Source organism: Paenibacillus sp. FSL F4-0243, assembly GCF_037963295.1.
In the GTDB taxonomy this organism is placed as follows: Bacteria; Bacillota; Bacilli; order Paenibacillales; family Paenibacillaceae; genus Paenibacillus_AQ.
Genome location: NZ_CP150151.1, coordinates 3434469 through 3455677, shown reverse-complemented (window position 1 = coordinate 3455677; position 21209 = coordinate 3434469). Strand labels below are relative to the sequence as shown.

At 42.1% G+C, this 21209-nt stretch carries 21 protein-coding genes; 4 read left to right on the top strand and 17 right to left on the bottom strand.

The features are described from left to right. Positions 1 to 4: 4 nt before the first annotated feature. Positions 5 to 520 (bottom strand): GNAT family N-acetyltransferase, encoded by a 516-nt coding sequence (locus NSS87_RS15295; RefSeq protein WP_339248306.1) that lies wholly within the window; start codon positions 518 to 520, stop codon positions 5 to 7. Between the two features lie 118 nt (positions 521 to 638). Then, on the bottom strand, positions 639 to 1532 hold the full coding sequence (locus tag NSS87_RS15290; RefSeq protein ID WP_042188290.1) for a LysR family transcriptional regulator: 894 nt from the start codon (positions 1530 to 1532) through the stop codon (positions 639 to 641). Between the two features lie 363 nt (positions 1533 to 1895). Here NSS87_RS15290 and NSS87_RS15285 point away from each other — a divergent pair, with 363 nt between their 5' ends. After that, positions 1896 to 2429: a GNAT family N-acetyltransferase gene (locus tag NSS87_RS15285; protein ID WP_339248302.1), complete on the top strand. Its 534-nt coding sequence runs from the start codon at positions 1896 to 1898 to the stop codon at positions 2427 to 2429. A gap of 133 nt (positions 2430 to 2562) precedes the next feature. Here the strand turns inward: NSS87_RS15285 and NSS87_RS15280 are convergent, their stop codons facing one another. The 4 genes from NSS87_RS15280 to NSS87_RS15265 all read right to left on the bottom strand — a co-directional run bounded on the left by NSS87_RS15280 (position 2563) and on the right by NSS87_RS15265 (position 7547). Beyond that, positions 2563 to 4500 (bottom strand): hypothetical protein, encoded by a 1938-nt coding sequence (locus NSS87_RS15280; protein ID WP_339248299.1) that lies wholly within the window; start codon positions 4498 to 4500, stop codon positions 2563 to 2565. A 216-nt stretch (positions 4501 to 4716) separates the two neighbouring features. Further along, complete coding sequence (locus tag NSS87_RS15275; RefSeq protein ID WP_339248296.1) at positions 4717 to 5610, bottom strand: sugar phosphate isomerase/epimerase family protein; 894 nt, start codon at positions 5608 to 5610, stop codon at positions 4717 to 4719. Between the two features lie 24 nt (positions 5611 to 5634). Further along, on the bottom strand, positions 5635 to 6492 hold the full coding sequence (locus NSS87_RS15270; protein ID WP_339248293.1) for a sugar phosphate isomerase/epimerase family protein: 858 nt from the start codon (positions 6490 to 6492) through the stop codon (positions 5635 to 5637). Beyond that, positions 6489 to 7547: a Gfo/Idh/MocA family oxidoreductase gene (locus NSS87_RS15265; RefSeq protein WP_339248290.1), complete on the bottom strand. Its 1059-nt coding sequence runs from the start codon at positions 7545 to 7547 to the stop codon at positions 6489 to 6491. The genes NSS87_RS15270 and NSS87_RS15265 overlap by 4 nt, the downstream gene beginning before the upstream one ends. 123 nt (positions 7548 to 7670) lie before the next feature. On the opposite strand from NSS87_RS15265, the gene NSS87_RS15260 reads away from it, so the two are divergent. Both NSS87_RS15260 and NSS87_RS15255 read left to right on the top strand, forming a co-directional pair. After that, a complete protein-coding gene (locus NSS87_RS15260; protein WP_042188277.1) occupies positions 7671 to 8540 on the top strand; it encodes an AraC family transcriptional regulator in 870 nt (289 codons plus the stop codon). 180 nt (positions 8541 to 8720) lie between these two features. Then, positions 8721 to 9290, top strand: coding sequence for a hypothetical protein (locus NSS87_RS15255; protein WP_076286786.1), 570 nt, complete (start codon positions 8721 to 8723; stop codon positions 9288 to 9290). Between the two features lie 35 nt (positions 9291 to 9325). Here the strand turns inward: NSS87_RS15255 and NSS87_RS15250 are convergent, their stop codons facing one another. From NSS87_RS15250 to NSS87_RS15225, 6 genes are all read right to left on the bottom strand, one after another. After that, entirely contained in the window at positions 9326 to 10225 is a 900-nt protein-coding gene (locus NSS87_RS15250) for a glycerophosphodiester phosphodiesterase (protein WP_339248287.1), read from the bottom strand. Between the two features lie 141 nt (positions 10226 to 10366). Beyond that, a complete protein-coding gene (locus NSS87_RS15245; protein ID WP_339248284.1) occupies positions 10367 to 10570 on the bottom strand; it encodes a biotin transporter BioY in 204 nt (67 codons plus the stop codon). A gap of 152 nt (positions 10571 to 10722) precedes the next feature. After that, on the bottom strand, positions 10723 to 11712 hold the full coding sequence (locus tag NSS87_RS15240) for an ABC transporter substrate-binding protein (RefSeq protein ID WP_339248281.1): 990 nt from the start codon (positions 11710 to 11712) through the stop codon (positions 10723 to 10725). A 130-nt stretch (positions 11713 to 11842) separates the two neighbouring features. Continuing rightward, the gene (locus NSS87_RS15235) at positions 11843 to 12817 is read right to left on the bottom strand and encodes an AraC family transcriptional regulator (RefSeq protein WP_339248278.1); all 975 of its coding nucleotides are present in this window, start codon (positions 12815 to 12817) and stop codon (positions 11843 to 11845) included. A 284-nt stretch (positions 12818 to 13101) separates the two neighbouring features. After that, positions 13102 to 14862 (bottom strand): dihydroxyacetone kinase subunit DhaK, encoded by a 1761-nt coding sequence (gene dhaK, locus NSS87_RS15230; protein ID WP_339248275.1) that lies wholly within the window; start codon positions 14860 to 14862, stop codon positions 13102 to 13104. Between the two features lies 1 nt (position 14863). After that, positions 14864 to 16000 (bottom strand): glycerol dehydrogenase, encoded by a 1137-nt coding sequence (locus NSS87_RS15225; protein WP_042188270.1) that lies wholly within the window; start codon positions 15998 to 16000, stop codon positions 14864 to 14866. Between the two features lie 202 nt (positions 16001 to 16202). Here NSS87_RS15225 and NSS87_RS15220 point away from each other — a divergent pair, with 202 nt between their 5' ends. Continuing rightward, positions 16203 to 17237 carry a PocR ligand-binding domain-containing protein gene (locus NSS87_RS15220; RefSeq protein WP_076286791.1) on the top strand — a complete coding sequence of 345 codons (1035 nt, stop codon included), beginning with the start codon at positions 16203 to 16205 and terminating at the stop codon, positions 17235 to 17237. On the opposite strand, the gene NSS87_RS15215 is transcribed toward NSS87_RS15220, so the two are convergent. From NSS87_RS15215 to NSS87_RS15195, 5 genes are read right to left on the bottom strand one after another with little or no spacing between them, the layout of a single operon-like run. Further along, a complete protein-coding gene (locus tag NSS87_RS15215; RefSeq protein ID WP_339248271.1) occupies positions 17200 to 17736 on the bottom strand; it encodes a redoxin domain-containing protein in 537 nt (178 codons plus the stop codon). The two genes, NSS87_RS15220 and NSS87_RS15215, sit on opposite strands and share 38 nt — an antisense overlap. Continuing rightward, positions 17733 to 18452 (bottom strand): ABC transporter ATP-binding protein, encoded by a 720-nt coding sequence (locus tag NSS87_RS15210; RefSeq protein WP_052404291.1) that lies wholly within the window; start codon positions 18450 to 18452, stop codon positions 17733 to 17735. Before NSS87_RS15210 ends, NSS87_RS15215 begins: the two co-directional genes overlap by 4 nt. Beyond that, entirely contained in the window at positions 18445 to 19266 is an 822-nt protein-coding gene (locus NSS87_RS15205) for an ABC transporter permease (RefSeq protein ID WP_149645613.1), read from the bottom strand. The genes NSS87_RS15210 and NSS87_RS15205 overlap by 8 nt, the downstream gene beginning before the upstream one ends. Continuing rightward, positions 19266 to 19823: a nitrous oxide reductase accessory protein NosL gene (locus tag NSS87_RS15200; protein WP_076286794.1), complete on the bottom strand. Its 558-nt coding sequence runs from the start codon at positions 19821 to 19823 to the stop codon at positions 19266 to 19268. The genes NSS87_RS15205 and NSS87_RS15200 overlap by 1 nt, the downstream gene beginning before the upstream one ends. After that, entirely contained in the window at positions 19820 to 21178 is a 1359-nt protein-coding gene (locus NSS87_RS15195; protein ID WP_339248268.1) for a NosD domain-containing protein, read from the bottom strand. The genes NSS87_RS15200 and NSS87_RS15195 overlap by 4 nt, the downstream gene beginning before the upstream one ends. Between the last annotated feature and the right edge of the window lie 31 nt (positions 21179 to 21209).

Below are 21209 nucleotides of genomic sequence, written 5' to 3'. Positions count from 1 at the left end.
TGTTCTATCCCCTTTGAATGATTTGTGGTTTATCTATAAGTGTTTTTTTCATCAGAAACATAATGCCGTCACCATTCTGCTGATCCAGTTCCAGAAACCGTTCATATCCCCGGCGTTCATACATTTGAACTAACCATGGGTGCTTCTTCGCCGTTGCCAGCGTGACCGCAGCCGAACCCAATTGTCCAGCAATAATGTGCTCTTCCACCCAATCCAGAAGCTTTCCACCATAACCTCTGTTACTGTAATCCGGATGAGCAGCAAACCATTTAATAAAAGGCAGTGGGCTAATCTTCTTAATCTCTTCTTCTTTTGAAAGTGTTATCGTCGCAACTATCGTTCCATCAACTTCAAGCACATAACACTCATTCGTAGCAATATTGTCTTCAATAAGTGCCAAGTCAGCTGTAGCCGCCGGCCAATGCAGCCCGAGCTCACGAATCAGCTCATACGCTCGATATGTAACCTCAAGCAAAATCTCCGCATCTTGCAGTTCTGCCAGTCTGTATGTCTCACTCATCGCAAGCCCTCCATCCTTCCGAAATTAAATTTATAATTCCTATCGAAATAGTCGTCATTATATGCAATTAACTTTATCACTGCATGTGTCCATGCGCTAATAGAGTTTTTTAATACATCTATACAATTAGTCGATCTCCCGTTTTACCAATCCCGAGTTCAAGTAGAGTTTCTATGAATTCAGCGTTCTCCCCATTTAGTGAAATCAGGCTGGTACGTAAGGAGATGCCTTCCGTCTCCGCAATATCCACCCGTACTAACGTCCCAGCTGCTACTTCCTCTTGCACACTAAGTGCCGGAAGGAAACAGATACCTGCTTTTTTCAACACCAGCTTCTTGGCTGTCTCCAGGTTATCCACCTGATATTCAATTTTCGGCGGCTGTTCCATGCTTTCAAATACTCGGTGCAGTCGCATCCAATCCAAAGACCCGCATTCAAAAAAGACTAACGTCTCCTGGCGAATATCTTCCAGCGATGTACGTTGTGCCTTAGCTAAGCGATGCCCCTTCTCTACATACAGCGAAATGGGGTCTTCGCAGAAAGGAAAGGCTTGAATGGCTGGATTTACGACCTTACGGATAAAAGCCAGATCTAGCTCTTTCGATTTCAGCTTATCAATCAATACTTCCGTAGAAGCTGTCGTCAGCTTGATCGTGATATGCGGATACCTGCGCTTCAAATGAAGCATCAGATGCGGCATTAAATAATTGGATACCGAGACAGTACTGCCGATCCTCAGTTCATTTGGAATAAGCCCCTTGGCCTGAACCTGATATTTACCGTTCTGATAGATCTGGAGAATCTGCTGGGCATAGGGAAGAAATTGCTTACCTTTATCCGTTAGGCTAATCTGCTTACCTAACCGATCAAACACTCTGCAATCCAATTCCCTTTCGAGCGATTGAATCCGTGCCGTAACTGTCGGCTGAGAGATATATAGGACTTCGGCCGCTTTATTGAAGCTTCCATAATGGTTAATGTAGACAAAAGCCTCAATATTTTCAATGTTCATCCCTACTCCCCCTAAACTAATATTAATTTTACTATTCCGATGAAAAAACAATGAAATAGAACGATGCTTTCCTATAGATTTTGTTTATATCTTATGCACCCCCCTATTTTTTGTCAACTTAAATTCCGTGTAAAATAATCGGATTTCCACAAAATTTCATTCATAAATGATTAATAATTTAAAATTCGAAACTACAGAAGCTATAGTGAATCCCTTTATAATCGACTGTTATGTTTATTTCATATAGAGCTTTTCTATTCATTTATCAAAATAATAAAATACCCCTTATATAACTCGGAATTATCGTTTATAATGACTTCATTCGTATGAACTATACATTAACTGAAAGGGGATCGCGAGATTATGTCACAAAAGATTATTATCCGTGAAGCTGAGAATAATGACCGTGATGCCATCGCTGAAGTGATACTGGACGCTTACCACCAATACTCGGAAATTATGCCCGAGCCGTTGTGGCTAGCGTACCGGAAATCACTTCTTGAATCTGTCCATGGCGATGCCCCGATTATGCGGATCATCGCTGAAATCGACAAGAAAATCATTGGTAGCACACTCTTGTTTAGCTCCTCGGAAACGGCTTACGGTAAACCAGAGTTAGGCATTCACTCCCCTATCCTACGCCTGCTTGCCGTATCCCCATCCGCTCGCGGCCTCGGTGTTGCAACCCATCTAATTCACGAAGCTGCTAGGAGATCTCGTGAGTTAGGAGCCACCACTTTAAATCTGCATACCTCAGAAATGATGGCTTCAGCAATCAAGCTCTACTATCGCTTAGGCTTCAAACGGGCGTATGAGACCGATCTTATGAACGGGGAAACCCTGGTACAGGGTTTCCAACTAGACCTACTAACCTCAGTCCGTACAACAGCAGGATAAATATAAAATTCGAGACAGACTTACTCGATGAATATAACGTCTTCTTAACCGTTCTCTTGAAATTAAAAAAAGAAGCCTCGGGAAGCTTCCCAATGACCTTATGTGATCATTGCGGCGAACTTCCGAGGCTCATTTAATTTCCTTTTTTATAGGTAATTTCTTTAAAACTCACAGTGATATTGCCTTCATTATCAGCATCATCCAGGCGATGATCTAAAATTACAGTTGCTTTGGCGGGGATGGACGACAAGTTAGCCCCCTTCTGCTTCTTCTTTACATCATAGAGATAATAAGAAACATTCTTAACCTTCAGCCCTATAGTATCCTTGTACAAAAGTTCTACGGAATAGGATTTTATCACAGCTACATTAGCGTCCATCCATCCTACAACTTCAACCGCTGCATCTTCTTGGTCGCTTTCAGTCTTAATGGAGCCGATGGGAAGCCCATCCTGATTATAAAAATAAATTTTTTGGGGAGCGATTTTCAAATAATCGATATCGATGTCATGGATTCGGTTTTGGTTGATCTCTGCTGTATCCATCCAGGCAATCGTGCCCACCGGGTTCCACTTTATTTTCTCAGAAGGTACATATTGCTCTTGTGGTAAAGCTACAGTGCGTAGCGAAGCTCCTTTATTATCGTAAAAGGTTAATTGGCCGCTCTCATCATCATGTACAAATCTCTTAAAGGTTGGTGAAAGAAACAGGGATGGCGCACCGGTCGTCGAGTGAGGGATTACCGGATATTTTAGAAGATGCACATCGTCCTTTCCTTTCCTCAGATCAAACAACCATACATTGCCGAGGTAACTTTGCATAAATAATATTTGTTCATCCACATTCCACTGGAATTTATAGATGTAGTCAGAATCATCAGAAAGCGGCCAAAAGTCTTCCCGAAGTCGTTCAATATCTCCTGTAACAACATTATAAGAGGACAAATGATATTTCCCAGCTTCTTTCGTCAGATCCGATTCCAGAAATAATAGATGATCCTCGTCCAACTTGATTAGCATATTATAGTTGTTCATAAATGCATTGTTCCAACGGTTATCGGTATCGATCAGCTCATCGCTCCATTTCACCATCACCTCATCCGTAGCAGGATCATGGGCTAGTAAAGCGTTAACTGCATTATGGTCGCCATAGAAAAAATGAATGGTATGATATAAGATTCCTTGTAATTCAACCACTGCCCCACCGTTTAATAGATAGTTATTTTCGGTTATGCCAATTGGTTTAGCCACCAGTTCTCCATTTGAGCTCCGTACTGCATTAAACTCCAGCCCCTTAAAGTTTGCTTCCAAGAATATAAGCTTTTTTAACTCGATAGTTGATTCCTTAGTAAGTGTGTAGCCTGTGCTTGTTTCGTTCACATTCATTAACATGCCTTGCTCGCTTGTTTCGTTAATCCATAGATGAAAGGCATATTTATTATTATTTGAAATTAGAACAATATCATAGTTAGGCGTTGCGGTATTTAAATTTCCTGGTATTTGTACAGCGGTACGGATGGCTCGGACGAAAGTTTCTATGCTTTCATGATCTATGTATTCAGCCTTTATGTTAGCATTCACTGAACCATGTGCTAGAGATTTCGCTACTGTGATTCGCTTAATTTCCTCGTCAATTTTTAGATTATCGGCTTCTACTTGTTGCTCATTGGGTTGAAATAAATCAAGTAAAACTACTTTTTTTGTTTCCGGCAGCTTGTAATGACCATTTTGTCCTGATTTGGTGAAAAGACCATTATTCTCGCCATTAATCCAGAATGAGAACTTTTCGTTTTCTTTATTCTTCAATTCAACAGTAGCTTCATAATCGGGTGCTGCAATATCAAGCTTGGCGCTGTCATACTCAGCAGTATGTATGGCTTCATTGAATTGTTCTATTAAATTATTGTCCGTTATGGTCATGGATTCACCGCTATCGTTCTGGATTGTTATGGAATTAACAGAGCTCAGATCGATCAGGGTTTGATTCACTTTATCCTTATTCCCTGTATTGAAACATCCAACAATGATTACTGAAATGACTGCTAAAAGGGCTAGTAGATTTATCTTTTTCATATAGGCTCCCCCTTCGTATTCTCTCTTCTTTAACGCCAAATAGAGGATAAAGTTGCAATAAATGAGATTAGCAATTGGATCAGATTCTTATCCTGAACTATGTAAAATTGTTTGTAGCAATAAAAAAAGCCACCGTACAGGCCTGTTCTCCTGTAAGGCAGCTTCTCTTTTATCCCAAAGGTTGGATGAACTATTTAATCATTATTACTACCATGCTCAGACCCGAAAAGCCTTTAAAAAATTCACAGCCTGGCGGATATCTTCCTCTGGATTAGTGCCAACTTCCCGTTCTATGGTCAGGAAACCTGTATAACCGATGTCGTTCAGCGCTTGCAGATAATTGTTCCAGTCGACAGAACCTGCTCCAAGTGGAACTTCACGGAACGCCGAGCCGGTCTCGGCCATTTCAGCCATCTTCTCATGGTCTAATGCGGGTGCTTCATAACCATATTGACCGTAAACATCGCGCGGATCGATATCGGCAAGTTTGAGACCATCTTTAGCATGGGTGTGTACAATGTAGTCTTTTAGTGTATGAACACCTTGCACGGGATCATCACCAGTCACCATCACCATGTTGGCCGGGTCAAAATTAACAGAAACCCCTTTGGAACCCAAACCGTCGAGGAACGTCTTCAGACGCGCAGCGGGTTCTGGCCCAGTCTCAATCGCAAAGTAAGAATTCATCTCATGCGCGTATCTGCTTAGTTCCTCACAGGCGATGTGCATGGTTTCATAAATTTTACTGGTGTGGTCAGAGGGAACAATACCGATATGTGTAGTTACGATATCTGTACCTAGCTCCTTGGCCAGCTCCATAATGCGTTTGGACTTTTCGATTTTGGCACGGTTCTGTGCAGGGTCCTGAAATCCATGTCCGCCTAAATCTCCAACGAGGGCAGAGATTTCGAGACCCAGTGAAGCGATGTATTCCTTCCATTCACGGCGGGCTGAAGGAGAAAGGTTAGCGGGATCAAATTCACCTTGTACTGCATAAATCTGAACTCCATCAGCCCCTGCTTCTTTTGCCTTGTGCAACCCCTCTTTTACTCCGACCTGAAAACTGTCTACGATAACGCCGATTTTGTTAGTGATAATTGGTTTAACCATGCCATAATCCTCCTTTAAAATGAATTAGTTTTGGTTCCAAACCCGCTTGATGTATTGGAGCCCAAGTCTTGTCCCCTTACGGCACTCTTCCATTCCCTCAAATTCTACAGAGATATATCCGTCGTAGCCACTTTCTTTAACGGTTCGAATGACACTCGGCATATCGATGTCTCCTTGACCAACGATGGCACCCCTCAACCAGTTCCCACCAGTAGACTGGAACCAGCCTTCGCCAGGCTGGCGATCCTGCGGACGAATATAAAAATCTTTGAAATGTACCATCGAAGCAAGCTTAATATTGTTAGTCACAGCAATAAGCGGATTCTCATCTGCGCACAGGAAGTTACCAATGTCGAGTGTTGTACGGAAGTTATCTCTTCCTACTGCGTGAACCAACGCCTGTACACGATCGCTGTGCTGAATAAAGTATCCATGATTCTCCACACTGGTCGTGATGCCCAAACCTGCGGCATAATCGGCAATTTCCCGACAGGCTTCAGCTAAATGTGGAAGCTCTTCCAAAAAGTGCGTAATTGATAGATCATTTGACGAGGCTACATCATGCCGCATCCGCTGAATGCCTAATGCCGCACAGACGTCTACTTCCCGCTTTACCCGTTCGACTTCACGCTGTCTTTCCGCTGTCTCCAGCCCGGCAAAATTCGCCCCGATAGCATAATTAGACAACTCTAGTCCACGACCTGCTGCCGTACGTACAATCTGATCAATTAGCTCAGGATTCTCAACCAAATTGATGCCCAAGGGTACAATCTCCGCATGCTCCGCGCCCAGATCGGCGATCGTATCAATGACTCCTTCAAGCGTAAGCTCACCCGTTGAAAAAGCTGAATGCAAACTGTAGGTACTGATTCCTAGCTTCATAGTTTCACCTCTTCGCCTTTGGCAGCGGATTCATAGATCGCGCCGAGAATCTTCATGATTGTAACGCCGTCCTGCACAGGACTAATCGGTGTAGAGCCGTTGCTGATGTTGTTCGCAAAGTGATTAATCTCATTCTGGAATGCACTGTTGAACTCAAACCCCTTATGATCGGTCTGCGGATAGATATTGACGATCGTATCCGACTGTTCTTTGACGAGGACTATCTCAGGATCAATTTCAAACCCACCCTTGTCACCGTACAGGCGGACCGAGCGCTCGTCTTCTTTGGCATGCAATGTAAAGCTAACATCAACCATCAGCGAAGCTCCATTCTCAAAACGAATTAGTGCATTTGCTAAATCTTCCACCGTATTGTTCGCTGCGTCGTAATCAGCGGCTTTATAGAAAGAAAGGTTCTTGATATTGGAACGATTGCCGAGCTTCCGGTAAGTATTGGCGCTTACTGATACTGGATTCGGACGGCCCATCAAATACCAGCATAGATCGATCACATGGACGCCGATATCAATCAATGGTCCGCCGCCGGAGCGTTCAATATCACTGAACCAGCCGCCGGGATTACCAAGTCTCCGGAACGTCGTTGCCTTCGCATAGTAGATTTCACCGAATTCTCCTTGTTCCACCAATGTCTGAAGAAGCTGGGCATTAGAGTCATAACGTCGTACAAAGCCTACTTGCAAAATTTTACCGCTCTTTTCCACTGCCTGCTGAACCTGAAGCGCTTCTTCAACCGTGCGGCAAAGGGGCTTTTCCACAAGTACATGTTTGCCTGCCTCAAGTGCCGCGATGCTAATCTCAGCATGAGAGTTGTTCCATGTGCAGATGCTGACTGCATCTATTTCGGAATTAGCCAGCAATTCACGATAATCCGTGTATACGTTCTCCACGTTATACTCAGCAGCAACAGCTCGTGCACGCTCTTCATTCAGGTCACAAACCGCATATATGTTTGTCTGCGGATTATTCCGATAAGCACTTAAGTGCATGCTGGAGATAGAGCCGGTTCCTATTACGCCAATTTTGATCATATCCATAAATACTCTCTCCTTTATTTTGCATAGGTTATGATTCGTATTATAATGATTTCAACCCTAAACACCATGCAGAACCTTGCGGTTTCATTTGTACAATTGTGCTATAGGAGGTGCAGTCAATAAATGTTGGACTATGATAAACATCTACAGGAACCCATGGACATGCCGGATCCCGAGTTTCCGATTAAAGTACATACCCAGCGCTTCAACCAAGAGGGAGTTTTGTTGTTCCCACATCATTGGCATGAGCATCTTGAGTTTCTGTTTATCGAAAGCGGTGAGGCTGTTTTTGAATGCGGACGAACACCGATCAACGTACGGGCTGGTGATTTAGTTGCTGTGAACAGCAACGAGCTGCATTATGGGGTGAGCGCTTCTTCTGATTTATTGTATTATGCGATCATTGCAGATACTTCTTTGCTGCATAGTGCGGTAAGCGACGCTGCCGAGACCAAGTTCATCGCCCCGATTCAGCAGAACCAGCTGCTGTTACGTAATCATATCCGGGGAGATCAGCACATTACAGACTGTGCGCTGGCGATTATTCGGGAACTGGAACTTCGCGAATTCGGATATGAGCTGGCCGTGAAGTCCGAGCTATACCGCCTGCTAACGTTGCTATTGCGCAGACATATCGTCACCGTACTCTCACAGGCTGAGCAAGAAAGACGTATTCAAACCGTTGAACGCTTCGCACCTGTTTTGCGTTATATCGATACCCATTACCAGGAGCCCATTCAAGTTGACGAACTTGCGGCTCTAACAGGGCTAAGCCGCTTCCATTTCAGTCGTCTCTTCAAGGAATTAACTGGTCATACGATTTCGGAATATATAAATGCTGTCCGTTTAGACCGTGCAGATTATTTGCTAAGGCATACCCAGTTAACGATTTCTGAAATCGCTACCACAACTGGCTTCAGTGATATCTACTATTTCAGCCGGACTTTCAAAAAACATAGAAAAGTACCCCCAAGCAGTGTGAGAGGGTTCTAGTTAGGGTGAACAAAGGAAGCAGTCTTCTACTTGCTATCGCTCCTTAATTTTAACATCAAAAAGGTCAGGAAAGGGTAATCCCCTCTACTGACCTTTTTTTATTTTATTAATTGCATAAAAGAAACTATCTTCCATCTTATGGGTATAATTAACATAACAAAAATATAGGAGGAGATTTCATTGAGAAAAATAATTAAACTGACTATATTAGCACTTTGCATAATGATTCTACCGGGAACAATGATTTATGCCGCATCGAACCAATCAGAAGTTTCATTATATTTCAATAATGTGGTACAAAAACAGGCAGCAGTAATATCCGAGGGGGACATCCTCTTACCTGTTGAACAGCTCTCTAAAAATTTGTTTGCTTTAATCGCTTTAGATGAAACAAGTAAAACGGTTCGAATCTACAAGCCAAATGTGAACATGGTATTGCTTGATAACAATGGAGAGATTTTCGGTAAGGTAAAAAGCCCTTCACGGTTTGCCTTTTCAACCTTATTACAAGTAGATCATTTAAAAACAGAAATTTCAGATATAAAACTTACGATCACTGATCCCGCAGATAAAACAGAAACTATCGATAATCAACAAATTAAGAAAAGTGAAGAAAACTTTTGGTTCAAAACTAACGAATTTACTTATTCGTTTAATACAAAAGGCACCTATACTATTCAAGTGTTTTTTAAAGACGTAAATTCAAAAACATGGTATCCTGTCTCTGAAATCGATGTATTCGGCATATGAATTTCCGATAGTTGAATTCCCGTTTCCGTACTTCCTCACTTCTTATTATTCTTAATCACTTCATTAAAACGGTCAGGAAAGTTGGTATGTACCCCGTCTACGCCCCAAACCACGGCTTTGTCCATATTCACTTGATAATTCACTGTGTACGGAAATACCTTTAGACCCGAATTTTTCACCTGTGCGACATAGGAGGAATTTATTCTTTGAAAGTTAGGGCTAATACCAACTGCATAAGTTTTCACCCGATTGATAAAAGACTCTGGTACTTTGTAAACCGGAATATTATACCAAACAATTTGATAAAGCGGGATCTCTGGGTTAATCGAATGAAGCTTACGTAAACTCGCCTCACTAAATGAATGTACGGAAACATGATCAGACAGATTATATTTTTCAATTTGTTCGTTTAATATGGTTTCGATATTCGGATACAAAGCAGGATCTTTAATCTCAATCATATAGTCCACTTCTTTTCCAAACCTTTCAAATACCTCTTCTAACGTCGGAATACGTAATCCAGCATATTGTTCCCTAGCAAACATGGGATATTGTTCGTTAAACCAAGAGCCAGCGTCTAATTTCGAAAGCTGCTCTAAAGTATAATTCTTAACATACCCCGTTCCATTTGTCGTACGATTAATAGTTTCATCGTGAATAACAACAGGAACACGATCCTTAGTTAACTGAATGTCTAACTCGATATAATCGGTATCCATATCAATGGCTAGTTCGAATGCAGGTATAGTATTCTCAGGAGCATATCCCGAAGCGCCACGATGAGCAATGGTATAGACTTTGTCCGCAGGCTCGAGAATTTCCTTCACTTTAGTACGAATCCATGGAGAATAGGCATACATTGAGGTACATAATAAGATCAACAAAAATATGTGAATAAATATAAAGTACATTTTAGAATTTTGAATCCTTTGCATAAAACTTCCCTCTTCTTTTCAAAAATTTATTGTTGTTTACTTGGTGCTGTTTTCTACATCATATCCAGTTAATTACCATTCATAATCCTATCAAATCTCCTCTTGATTTATAATTATGTAAAACCTGCGGATTATTCTAAGCTATATCGCAATGATGGCTGCAATAACCGCTTTAATGATATCACCTGGAAGAAAGATCACCACACTTGTTAATCTAGCCCAAATGGAAGTATTCGTAATCAATGCCATGATAGGCGCACCTATCAGATTAATCAACATTACACCAAAAATCAAATTTACGACAATCAGATTCCAGGTTCTGACATACAGCGAATAATGCAGCATATACAAATTCTTTGATTTTCATGAAAAAACCTACATAGGAAAATTGAATGTATTGATTAGATTCATAAAGTTGGAAGAATCTCGAACTAAAAAAACACTGATCCAGATTAGGATCAGTGTTTTTTAGCTACACAATTTTAAACAGAACAGCTTTACTTGTTGATATGTTCCTTGATTTGTTCAGCGATTTGTTCCAGCAATGCCTCTTTCCCCAATGCAAAGAATGCTTCATTGTAATTTTGTCTGCTTGTCATGCGATATATATTTTTCGATTTTACAGCTTTTAGGCTGCTCCAGACCTTACTTTGGTCTAGAACATTCCGGTCATTATCAGATAATAAAATGATGTGGTCTGGATTAAAGGTAGACAGTGCTTCTAGACTTGTTACTTTTCCTCCCCATGGGTCTGGTTCCGGTGTACCTGGCGCGATGAGTAATCCAAGATCATTAAAAATCATATCTGCAATACCTGTGCGGGAATAGATCCGGATTTCTTTCTCTGTAGCTTCGATTACCGCAAACGTTTCTTCTTTAGTTATCTTTGTGATTTGATCATGCAGTTGTTGAGCACGTTGATCATAGGCCTTCAGCCACTCATCCATTTCTGTTTTCTTATCAAGTACCTCTGCAACAAAGGCAAACCGCTCTCTAAAAGCATTAAAGCCATAAGGAACCCTCACTGTTGGAGCAATCATATTTAGTTGATCATAGATTTTCTCTTGCGTAGGCCCTGCCAGTATCAAGTCAGGACTTGCTGCACTAATCGCTTCCAAGTTAACTTCCGTTTGAAACCATCCAACGGGCGTTACATTAGGCAGTTCTTTTTTTAGAATAGGTGTGATTTCCAGTGAATTAGCCATGTCTGTATTCCCGGTAATCACAGGTTTATATCCAAGCACTAAAAGTTCTTCAGTTGAGCCAGATACATCGGCAATTCTAACCGGGTTTACCGGTATTTCAACATCTCCCTTGGCGTCCTTAATGGTACGTGTTTCGGAGGAATTCGTAGCGACGGGTTCAGATTTTACCGCAGGTGGGGTGTTATCCCCTTGAGCCTCCTGCCCTGAATTCCCACATCCGTACAACATCACCATCATGAATAAGGCGATTCCGACAAAAGAGATACGTTTTAAACTGAACATTTTTTCCAACCCTCTCCAATCTATTGATAATCATTCTCACTACTAGCAAGTCCGATCATACACTCTGCTGATAGGGCTAAACTACCGATAGAGGGATTGAATAACGGTTTGGCGGATATTTATTTGTTGTCTAACGTTTTTTTATTATTTCAGAAGGATTTATTCCATACTGCTTCCGAAACGCCTCCGCAAAATGACTAAAGTTATTGTAACCTACCATCGTCGCTGTTTGACTAACACTACTCTCCCCGGAACGCATGATTTCCCATGCTTTTTCTAAACGTTTGTTCCGTAAATAGGCAAATACAGTCGTACCGTACTCTTCCTTAAAACCAACTTTTAATTTGTATTCGTTAATACCCGCCAGCTTGGACAGCTCTATAAGTGATGGAGGGTTTGCCATTTGCTCGAGTATGATTTCCCTGGCTCTCCGAATGCTTTCCCGGTCAGTGCGAGATAAATGCAAGCTACGTTTTGTATGCTTCTGCTCAAAAAGAAAAGCGCCGAAATATGCGGAAAGGAGTTCTAATGCCTTACCCTCTGCGTATAACCTGCGCATTGAGATATGATATGGGCAATCTCTCAATTGAATCAATAATCGGGAGGTTTCTGGAAGAATAGGCATACGGAACATACGAAAAGATTGTGCATCTAACAGCCCGGATAAACTGCAAGTATGTGGAGATCCTTGCTCTACCATCCATGAATCGAACAGTGTTACCGGTACACCAATGGACAGTAAACGGATGGGTTCAGCACTGCGATAGTGAAATTCGGCTTGGAAATCTCGCATGAGCTGCAATGAACAACTGTCGGGCACCAACTCGTGACTATTGCCTGTTACATGAACTTCTCCGCTGCCCTGTAGACAAAAGCTTAGCTCTATCATAGCTGCTTCGGATTGAACTCGGACTAAACGATCCTCAGTGAAACGGTAATCACTATCTACAATTTCGATCCCGGAAGATGTGATAACCCTATCGACGTATCCATGGTCACTAGGTTGTGAAAAATGCATTCGCTCTGTGGTGTCCTTTATAGACGGAGTCTCAAACAATGCATTGAAATACCCGTTATAGATGTTATGAATTGATTTTCTTGTCATTAATTCATACCCTCAGTAGATCTGTAGTACGCTGTAACCCCAATGTAGTGTTTTATCATGAGGAGATCACCTTTATTCATGTATTAAATGATAACGATTATCATTTAGATTATTATATCCGAGACATTAGCTAAACTGCAACGAACAGTTTATGAGGAGTGTTAGCGTATGATTCCAAATACAAACACCCCCTCATCCTAATGGATAAGGGGGTGTCGATTTCTGTTAATCAGCTTTTAACTTTCGGAGCATTATTCAGATCCGGATTCAGTTTATATTATCTCTTATCTCATCGATTTAGCTAGCTCTGTGAAAATAACTCCAAGCGCGTAAGCTCCTGCATCCGGATAACCAATGCTGCGTTCACCTACTGTGCCTGCTCTTCCCATACGGGCGACGATATCGGAAGTCTTCCGGGCACCGAGAACTGCCGCCTCAGCAGCTTTGATAGCTGCCAGCTTTATATCTTCGCCTTGTTCTGCGCTTTGTGTCCAGGCATCCGCAAAAGGTACAAGCGCATCAATTAAAGTCTTGTCTCCAACGACAGCACCTCTCCCGAAAGACCTTTCGCCCGTATCTTGAATTCCTTTGACAACCGCTTGCATCATATTGGCAAATTCCTGAATGGATAACTCCTGCTTCTGCAGCGCAGTCTTGCTCGCAGCGCGGAAGCCCGATCCCCAGATCGGCCCGGAAGCTCCTCCACAATGCTCCATAATGATCAATGAACAAGCATCAAGGAAGTCACCGATATCGCTGTGATGATTAGCTAGAATATCTTCCCATTCTACTTTCAACTGCTTAAAGCCCTTGGCTACGCTCATCCCAAAATCACCATCTCCGGCGTGGGCGTCTAGCTCGCAGAACGGTACCTCATTCTCGATAATGACCTCACTCATTTGATCGATCAAAAATACGATATTTTGTAAGGAAAACTGGTTGTTCTTAATTATCGCTGCTTCAGCATCCGTATTATTCTTGAAGGATACTGTGCTGTCTGCTTTCTCTTCTTTGATGACTTCCGTATATTTTACAGGCTCAAATGAACCTTTAACCGACAATGCCGGTGTATCACACGGAGCAGACAACCATTTCTTCAGCGTCTCATCCAACTTCATAATCGACACTGATGCGCCAGCCATATCGATGCTGGTCATATAGTTGCCGACAAATACTTTAAATACTTGCTTATTCTTCGCCGTCAATTCACGGATCACAGAATTATTTAACAAATAAAGCTCTTGCAATGGTGTTCCACCAAATCCATTGATCAGAACAGCAACTTCGTGCTGCGACTCATCGTTCATTTGCAAGTTGCTCAGCAAGGACGTAACCATTCGCTGCGCGAGTTCATCCGCTGACACGGCTTTTTCTCTGCGAATTCCAGGTTCACCGTGAATTCCAACACCGTATTCCATCTCATCCTCTTCGATATGAAACGTCGGGGTTCCTTTGGCAGGAACGGTGCAAGATGTAAAGGCGAAGCCGATGGTGCGAACATGGTCAATTGCATGTTGCGCCTCTTCTTTTACTTCCGTCAGGGACAGTCCGGCTTCTGCCGCAGCCCCGGCTACTTTATGAACGAGAACAGTTCCGGCCACCCCTCGTTTCCCTACGGTATAGAGACTATCTTCAACGGCAATGTCATCGTCTACTTTGACATATTCCACTTGTATGCCATCTTCACTTGCAAGATGAGCCGCATTTTTAAAGTTCATGATGTCACCGCTGTAGTTCTTAATAATAAGCAGCGTTCCCTTTTTACTTGCAGAGCTACGGATCGCTTGGTAGACCTGAATCTGGGATGGAGAAGCGAACACATCACCGCACACGGCTGCATCCAGCATACCGCTGCCTACAAACCCGGCATGGGCTGGTTCATGCCCACTTCCGCCGCCGCTTATTAGTGTAACTTTATTGGTGTTGATCTCTTTTTTAGAAATCACTTTGAATTTATCGTTGAAATCCAGCTCAGGATGCGCTAAGACAAGTCCATTACACATTTCCCGGACTAGCGTTTCCGGCTTATTCATAATTTTCTTCATCTTAAAGCTCCTTACTTAATTTGTATTGACGGCCTAATTGGTCAGCAGCCATAATCGCCGATGCTACGGCTTCTTCTGTAATTGGGAACGGCATCGAATGAATCGATTCCTCAGCAATACAAGCTTTTTTAGCAACCTCAAGAAGTTCTTCGTAAGTTACTTGCTCCACTCCGATATCTGCTAAGCACACCGGAAGCCCAATAGACAGGCAGAAATCCAATACTTCTCTTAATTCGGTACGGTCTGCATTTTCAAGCACCAATTGAGCAATTGTACTGAAGGCTACCTTCTCACCATGATAATAATGATGTGTTCCTTCTAAAGCTGTTAAACCATTATGGATCGCATGAATCGCAGCCAAACCTCCACTTTCAAAGCCTAGTCCCGATAACAAAATATTCGTTTCAATGATATTCTCCAAGGCTGGGGTTACGATATTCAGATCGCAGGCCTGCTTCGCCTTGAACCCATTTTCAAGTAAAGTGTCATAACACAGTTTGGCAAGACCTAGTGCGGTTATCGTTCCTTTAGCTTCCCCACAAACACCTTCACGAACCCCGCAAGGCAATCCCGCATTCACATTGGAATAAGAATTTGCTGTAGCTCTAGCTTCGAAATAAGTGGAGAGTGCATCACCCATCCCTGCAACAAGAAATCTTGTTGGCGCTTTGGCAATGACTGTTGTATCGATCATGACTACACTTGGGCTTTGTTTGAAATAAGCATAATCATCAAACTCACCTTCTGGGGTATAGAGTACCGCGGAGTGGCTTGTTGGTGCATCAGTGGCTGCTATCGTTGGAACGATAATCAATGCTTCACCTTCTGCTACGCATTTTGCCGTATCAATCGCCTTGCCTCCACCCAAACCAATCGTACATGCACATTGATGTTCCTTAGCCAGAGCCTGTAATCTTGCAACTTCTTGTCTTGAGCATTCCCCATGGAAGCCACTTTCAACAAGCGTTATATTAAATTTCTGTTTAGTTGACTCCAATTTATCTTTCACACGTGTAACATCATCTGGATGTGCAATGAGCAGTGCGGAATCACCGAATGTTTTTACAAAATAGCCTAAATTCAAAAGTTCATTCTCACCTTGCACATATTTCGTCGGACTGATAAACGCTCTTCTCATTTTCATTCCTCCTAGGTTGTATATAGTTATTATTATAGATTGCTCTATTTCGGTATGCATGAAACAATAAGATCAGAATAAAGCGTTTTCTTATCGAGTTTTTTTGTCTTCTTATTAAGAAATTGTATTATCTTGTCCTTTTGCGCAAAAATTCGCTATAATGTTCAATATGTTTCTATAACTTACCTAGGAGAATATCGTGATGTCCAAATCTCGATTTAATTTAGAAGAAATAATTGATTTGAAGAAATGGGAGAAACTGCAGGATTCTTTATCACTCGTGACTAAAATGGCGATTCTTACCGTAGATTATAAAGGCGTTCCCGTGACTAAGCACAGCTTCTGTCAGCCTTTCTGCCAAGGCGTTCGCCAAGATTCTAATCTCTCTCCTTATTGTCAAAAATGTGATGCTCGTGCCGGCATTGAAGCTGTACGCCAGAACAAGCCTTATATTTATTTATGCCATTTCAACATTATCGATATCGCGATTCCAATTATTATTGACGATCAATATTTGGGTGCAATTATGGCTGGACAGCTTAAGCTTCGTGAACCTGATGTGTCGCAGCTGGAGCAGATAGTATCTAGGCCGCCTAATGTTGAGTCGAACATGAAGTTTCAAGCGCTCAAAGAGGATTACGAAGCACTTCCTGTCCTATCCTACGATGAAGTAACCAAATGCGTGGACCTACTTCTACAGTTAAGTACTTACATCGTGGAAGAAGCCATTCAAAAGCGTACTACTGTTGATTTGTACAAAAGAGTACTGACCACAGATATCGATATATCTGCTTCAGCAGAATCTTTCGAGGAGACAGACCTTACTTATCGCAAAATTCAGTCTCTGCAGCAAGAGTTGTCAGGAGCGCTTATTGAGACCAAATTGAAAAATGGAGCACAAAAGTTCGTCTCTTCAAATGCAGTGCTTCAGCCTGCGTTCGATTACATCTATGCGCACAAAAATGAAAATTTCAGCCTAAAAGAAATGGCCAAGCTTTGTCATATCAGCCCCAGTTATTTCAGTCGCATATTTACAAAAGAAACAGGCGAGAACTTCTCCCTCTTCGTTGCCAGGCTCAAAATTGAATGGGCCAAGCAGTTGCTGGAAACCACAGACGCACCTATTAATCAAGTGAGCGATGATTTAGGGTTTTGTGATACTGGTTATTTTATTAAAACATTCAAACGGTTCGAGAATCTCACTCCAGCTGTATACCGGAATATGTATATGAATTGATTAGTTGCATTAAGGGGAAATCTGTGATTTCGCCTAATATAGCCTCTTTGATCTTTCCCTTTCCGTTTATAATAAACGTAGCAGGAAGCGCACTAACTCCGAATGAAGTAGATATTTTTCCGGTAACATCGATGACAACTGGAAAAGAAAAACTATGATTCTTAAGATATTCTGATACAGTCCCTTTAGACTCACCAACATTAATAAACAAGGTTTCAATTTGAGAACTAGTGGATTTGTGAATGTCATTCAGAAGGGGCATTTCTCGCACACATGACGTGCACCAGGAAGCCCAAAAGTTAAGCACCACAATCTGTCCCTGAAAATCGCTTAGTCGAACCTTTTTACCTTCTATAGTAGTAGCTTCAAATTCGGGAGCGATAGAGCCCACTGCAATCCTCTCAGATGAATCTCTTGTTTCATTATGGCTAAATACCCATACAACAGTCGTGACAGCTGCGATGATCACCAGCAAAGCAATGATTCGACGCATGCTCATTTCAGACCCAGACTATGATTAAAGGCTGTATACAGAGAACCAAATTTCGCATGAAATTCTTTGGTCGGACCTGAACCAACATTTCTTCCATGACTTAAAAAGACAATCTGATCAGCGATTTTATCAGCGATTTCTAACTGGTGTGTGGAGAAAATAACGGTATGCCCTTCTTCCTTGATTCTTTGGAGTAGGTCTACGAATTCATTCATCCAAAAAGGGTCAAGACCGTTTGTGGGTTCGTCCATAATTAGCAACGAAGGCTTGGCCAACAATGCCTGAGCAAATAATATACGCTGACGCATTCCCTTTGAAAAGGTGTTGACCAGACGATTTCGTTTATCCTGTAGGCCTACTAAGCCAAGGACTTCGTTTACTCTCGCTTTGCGATTGGGTACCCTACGGAGAGCGGCCCAAAAAGTCAGAGCTTCCTCTGCCGACAGCCCCTGATTGAATTGATAATCATCTGGCATATAACCAATTTGTTCCGAGAATTGTTTGCGTGATTTGTGCCAGTATAAACCACCCACTGAGATTTCGCCCACCGAAGGCTGAATAATACCGGCAACCATTCGCAAAACGGTACTTTTGCCAGCCCCGTTACCGCCACATAGTGCAAGTATGCTCCCAGTGGGGATTTGAAAGCTAATCTCTTCAACTATTGTTTGCTTTTTAATAACTTTAGAGATTCCTCTTACATTCACTAAGGGGTTATCCACGAGAGCGCCCCCTTTCCCATATCCAATATACAAACAGGATCGAGCTCAACATCCAGACTAGACAGACTCCCATAAACAACAAGCTACCCTTCGAACCATTTATCCATTCTACCCATTGGTAATATTCAGGTCCCAGCACTGAACCTCCGCCCAGCTTAATTACAACGAATAACCTAACAAGCTCTGCTGGGTTGAGTATTGTGAATACGACCAGCAAGGGCTTAATCCAGAGATACGGCATTAAACCTAAAAAGGCGATCAAAAACGTCGGCCACCCTATTACTGTGAAAAACCACACAGCAACAGAAACAGTCAGCGCCTGCCAGCGGTTTCTTGATAATGAACCGATAAACAAGGCGATGGTCAAGAATAGTAAAACAAGTCCTGCGGAAAAAAACAAAAATAGAAAGTAAGTAGTAGAATCATAGGCCATGCCCAAGAATCCACTAATCATTCCCATTAAACCATAGCCGAAAGCCACAACCGTAAGTAATACGACAGCCAGCCCCACATACTTGCCAAGAATAAATGACAATGTTCCTATTGGATAAGTAGATAAAAGCTGCCAGCTACCCTCTTCCTTTTCTGATGTCAGTGAAAACGAGCCTAGAAATAATGTCATAAGCGGCAGTAGATACAAAATCAGACTTAGCATGGAACCTGTAACTGCGGTGTAGCCTTGAATCTCATTTTGTGCATTAATCAGTAGTAAGCCAAGACTAAACGCACAAAATAATGCCAAAAAAGAATAAGCCCATGGATTTCGAAACCCCATTTTAATCTCTCTGCGTGCGACTTGCAGGATATCAACCATTACATATCCATCTCTTTATCCGATGTCATACCTTCCATTTCCTCTGACTTATGCTCGTCCATATGACCTTCTCCGCCATTCATATCCATTTGCATCATATCCGTATTTTGTTTCCATTCATGCTTGGACAGATCACTTGCTGACAGAACGCTGCCAACACCTTGTTCCTTCACAAAAGCTTCGGCAGAAGCAGTATCCTTGAAGCTGATAACTCCATAAGCCATAGGTGTGCGTAGTGTCTCATCATAGACAAAGCTGGCCTTACTGAATTCTACCCATTCTTTGTCGTTATAGTCACGGACATAATCCTTTCCAATGTTTTTGGTTCCATTCTTGTTCTTCCATTCATTCATACAACCAATATCATCAAACTTATAATTCTTCCCGTCTTTCGTTGTTAGCTGAGTAGCAAAGGCATCGTCCTTAACCTGCATATTGCAAATCGCGCAAATATCAACTTCTTCATTAATCGCCAAAGGTTCAAACTTCTTGGAACCACAAGCCGCTAGAATTAACAAACCCACCATCAACATCAGCATTAAACTCCATTTTTTCATAACCGTAATACCCCCATATATAGTATTGTGATCACAGAGAAAAACAAAAGCAGCCAACCGGCTACCATCACCGACCCTTGCCCCTCACTAACTTGTCCAACATCTGCATGAACTGAATCCAATTGCATAAGCGGCTCTGGATCGGTGGACCATTGTTCTTTATCATTTGTATACAGATCGCTTAAAAATGTCATGCCCGGCGATTGAAAAAAGAGCTGATAAGCAGCATTTTCTGTAACTAATTGCTGATAAAATGGATTAATAGCATATGATAGATCACTTATGCCATCACCCGATACATCCAGACCTTCGAATGAATCCCAAAAATTTCTCGTCATCTTATTATTCTTAGAATCCGTTGCCTGTGCTTCAATCACATTGGCAATAAAAGCATTCTTCTGAAAGCGATTGCCTTCAGAACCCTCAAATTGAATCCCAATATAATTTCGGAGCACCATATTATTCTGGAGAGTGTTGTCGGAGGATTGTTGCATATAGATTCCTACCCGATTTCCTTCCACGAAGTTATTTACAATCTGAGAGGTACGAACGTCAAAGAGCAGGATTCCTTGAGAATGAACATTCTGATTTTGTTTTCGAAAAGAGTTTCCTGATACCATAACGTCGCTCACTCCCATCACCATCGCGCCAGTAATGTTGTATTCTCCAATATTGTTCGTAACAGATGATCCATTGATATACATACAGTGAACACCGTATCGTAAATGATAGAGCCGATTGTGATCAACCTTTGTATTGCGACTCTTCTCTAAATAAATGCCATCTCGGAGATAAGAGATTTCATTCTCTCTGATATCTGAACCATGAGAGTTATAGAGATCGATGCCATTACCTCTTTTTCCCGAAGCAGCACCTTTAGGTATAAACCAACGGATTTTATTGTTTACTATAACTCCACTATCAGCCTCACGTAGCATAATGCCAAAGCCAAATGTATGTATGACTAAATCTTTCAAAGTTACCTGATCGGCTTCCACCCGAATCGCTGCTGCTTCTCCCCCGTTATGCTGCTGTATATTAAGTCCTTGAAGCTTTACCCCATCAGCCTGAATCATAACTGCAACCTCAGCATCGGGAGATGAATTTAATAGTGTTGCCCTTCCTTCCCCGCTAATCGTCAGCCTTTTATCAATTTGAACCGGACCCAGGTAAGTACCTGGAGCTAAAGTAATCGAATCTCCGATTTGGGCCGCATTAATAATCGGCTGGAGTGGAATCGCTTTCGAAGTAGTATTTGCACTGGCACTCCCACTGTAGGCCGTGATTATTAAGAAAAGGCTGAAGAATATCATTAGCATTACTCTGAGGTGACAGAAACTTTTGCGTATAACCATTGTTCACCCCCTATCAGCAATTCATTCTCTA

Bases quoted from the DNA above. Each gene is read 5' to 3' on its own strand.
- NSS87_RS15295 (WP_339248306.1), bottom strand. From the start codon at position 520: ATGAGTGAGACATACAGACTGGCAGAACTGCAAGATGCGGAGATTTTG.
- NSS87_RS15290 (WP_042188290.1), bottom strand. From the start codon at position 1,532: ATGAACATTGAAAATATTGAGGCTTTTGTCTACATTAACCATTATGGA.
- NSS87_RS15285 (WP_339248302.1), top strand. From the start codon at position 1,896: ATGTCACAAAAGATTATTATCCGTGAAGCTGAGAATAATGACCGTGAT.
- NSS87_RS15280 (WP_339248299.1), bottom strand. From the start codon at position 4,500: ATGAAAAAGATAAATCTACTAGCCCTTTTAGCAGTCATTTCAGTAATC.
- NSS87_RS15275 (WP_339248296.1), bottom strand. From the start codon at position 5,610: ATGGTTAAACCAATTATCACTAACAAAATCGGCGTTATCGTAGACAGT.
- NSS87_RS15270 (WP_339248293.1), bottom strand. From the start codon at position 6,492: ATGAAGCTAGGAATCAGTACCTACAGTTTGCATTCAGCTTTTTCAACG.
- NSS87_RS15265 (WP_339248290.1), bottom strand. From the start codon at position 7,547: ATGGATATGATCAAAATTGGCGTAATAGGAACCGGCTCTATCTCCAGC.
- NSS87_RS15260 (WP_042188277.1), top strand. From the start codon at position 7,671: ATGTTGGACTATGATAAACATCTACAGGAACCCATGGACATGCCGGAT.
- NSS87_RS15250 (WP_339248287.1), bottom strand. From the start codon at position 10,225: ATGCAAAGGATTCAAAATTCTAAAATGTACTTTATATTTATTCACATA.
- NSS87_RS15245 (WP_339248284.1), bottom strand. From the start codon at position 10,570: ATGCTGCATTATTCGCTGTATGTCAGAACCTGGAATCTGATTGTCGTA.
- NSS87_RS15240 (WP_339248281.1), bottom strand. From the start codon at position 11,712: ATGTTCAGTTTAAAACGTATCTCTTTTGTCGGAATCGCCTTATTCATG.
- NSS87_RS15235 (WP_339248278.1), bottom strand. From the start codon at position 12,817: ATGACAAGAAAATCAATTCATAACATCTATAACGGGTATTTCAATGCA.
- dhaK (WP_339248275.1), bottom strand. From the start codon at position 14,862: ATGAAGAAAATTATGAATAAGCCGGAAACGCTAGTCCGGGAAATGTGT.
- NSS87_RS15225 (WP_042188270.1), bottom strand. From the start codon at position 16,000: ATGAGAAGAGCGTTTATCAGTCCGACGAAATATGTGCAAGGTGAGAAT.
- NSS87_RS15220 (WP_076286791.1), top strand. From the start codon at position 16,203: ATGTCCAAATCTCGATTTAATTTAGAAGAAATAATTGATTTGAAGAAA.
- NSS87_RS15215 (WP_339248271.1), bottom strand. From the start codon at position 17,736: ATGAGCATGCGTCGAATCATTGCTTTGCTGGTGATCATCGCAGCTGTC.
- NSS87_RS15205 (WP_149645613.1), bottom strand. From the start codon at position 19,266: ATGGTTGATATCCTGCAAGTCGCACGCAGAGAGATTAAAATGGGGTTT.
- NSS87_RS15200 (WP_076286794.1), bottom strand. From the start codon at position 19,823: ATGAAAAAATGGAGTTTAATGCTGATGTTGATGGTGGGTTTGTTAATT.
- NSS87_RS15195 (WP_339248268.1), bottom strand. From the start codon at position 21,178: ATGGTTATACGCAAAAGTTTCTGTCACCTCAGAGTAATGCTAATGATA.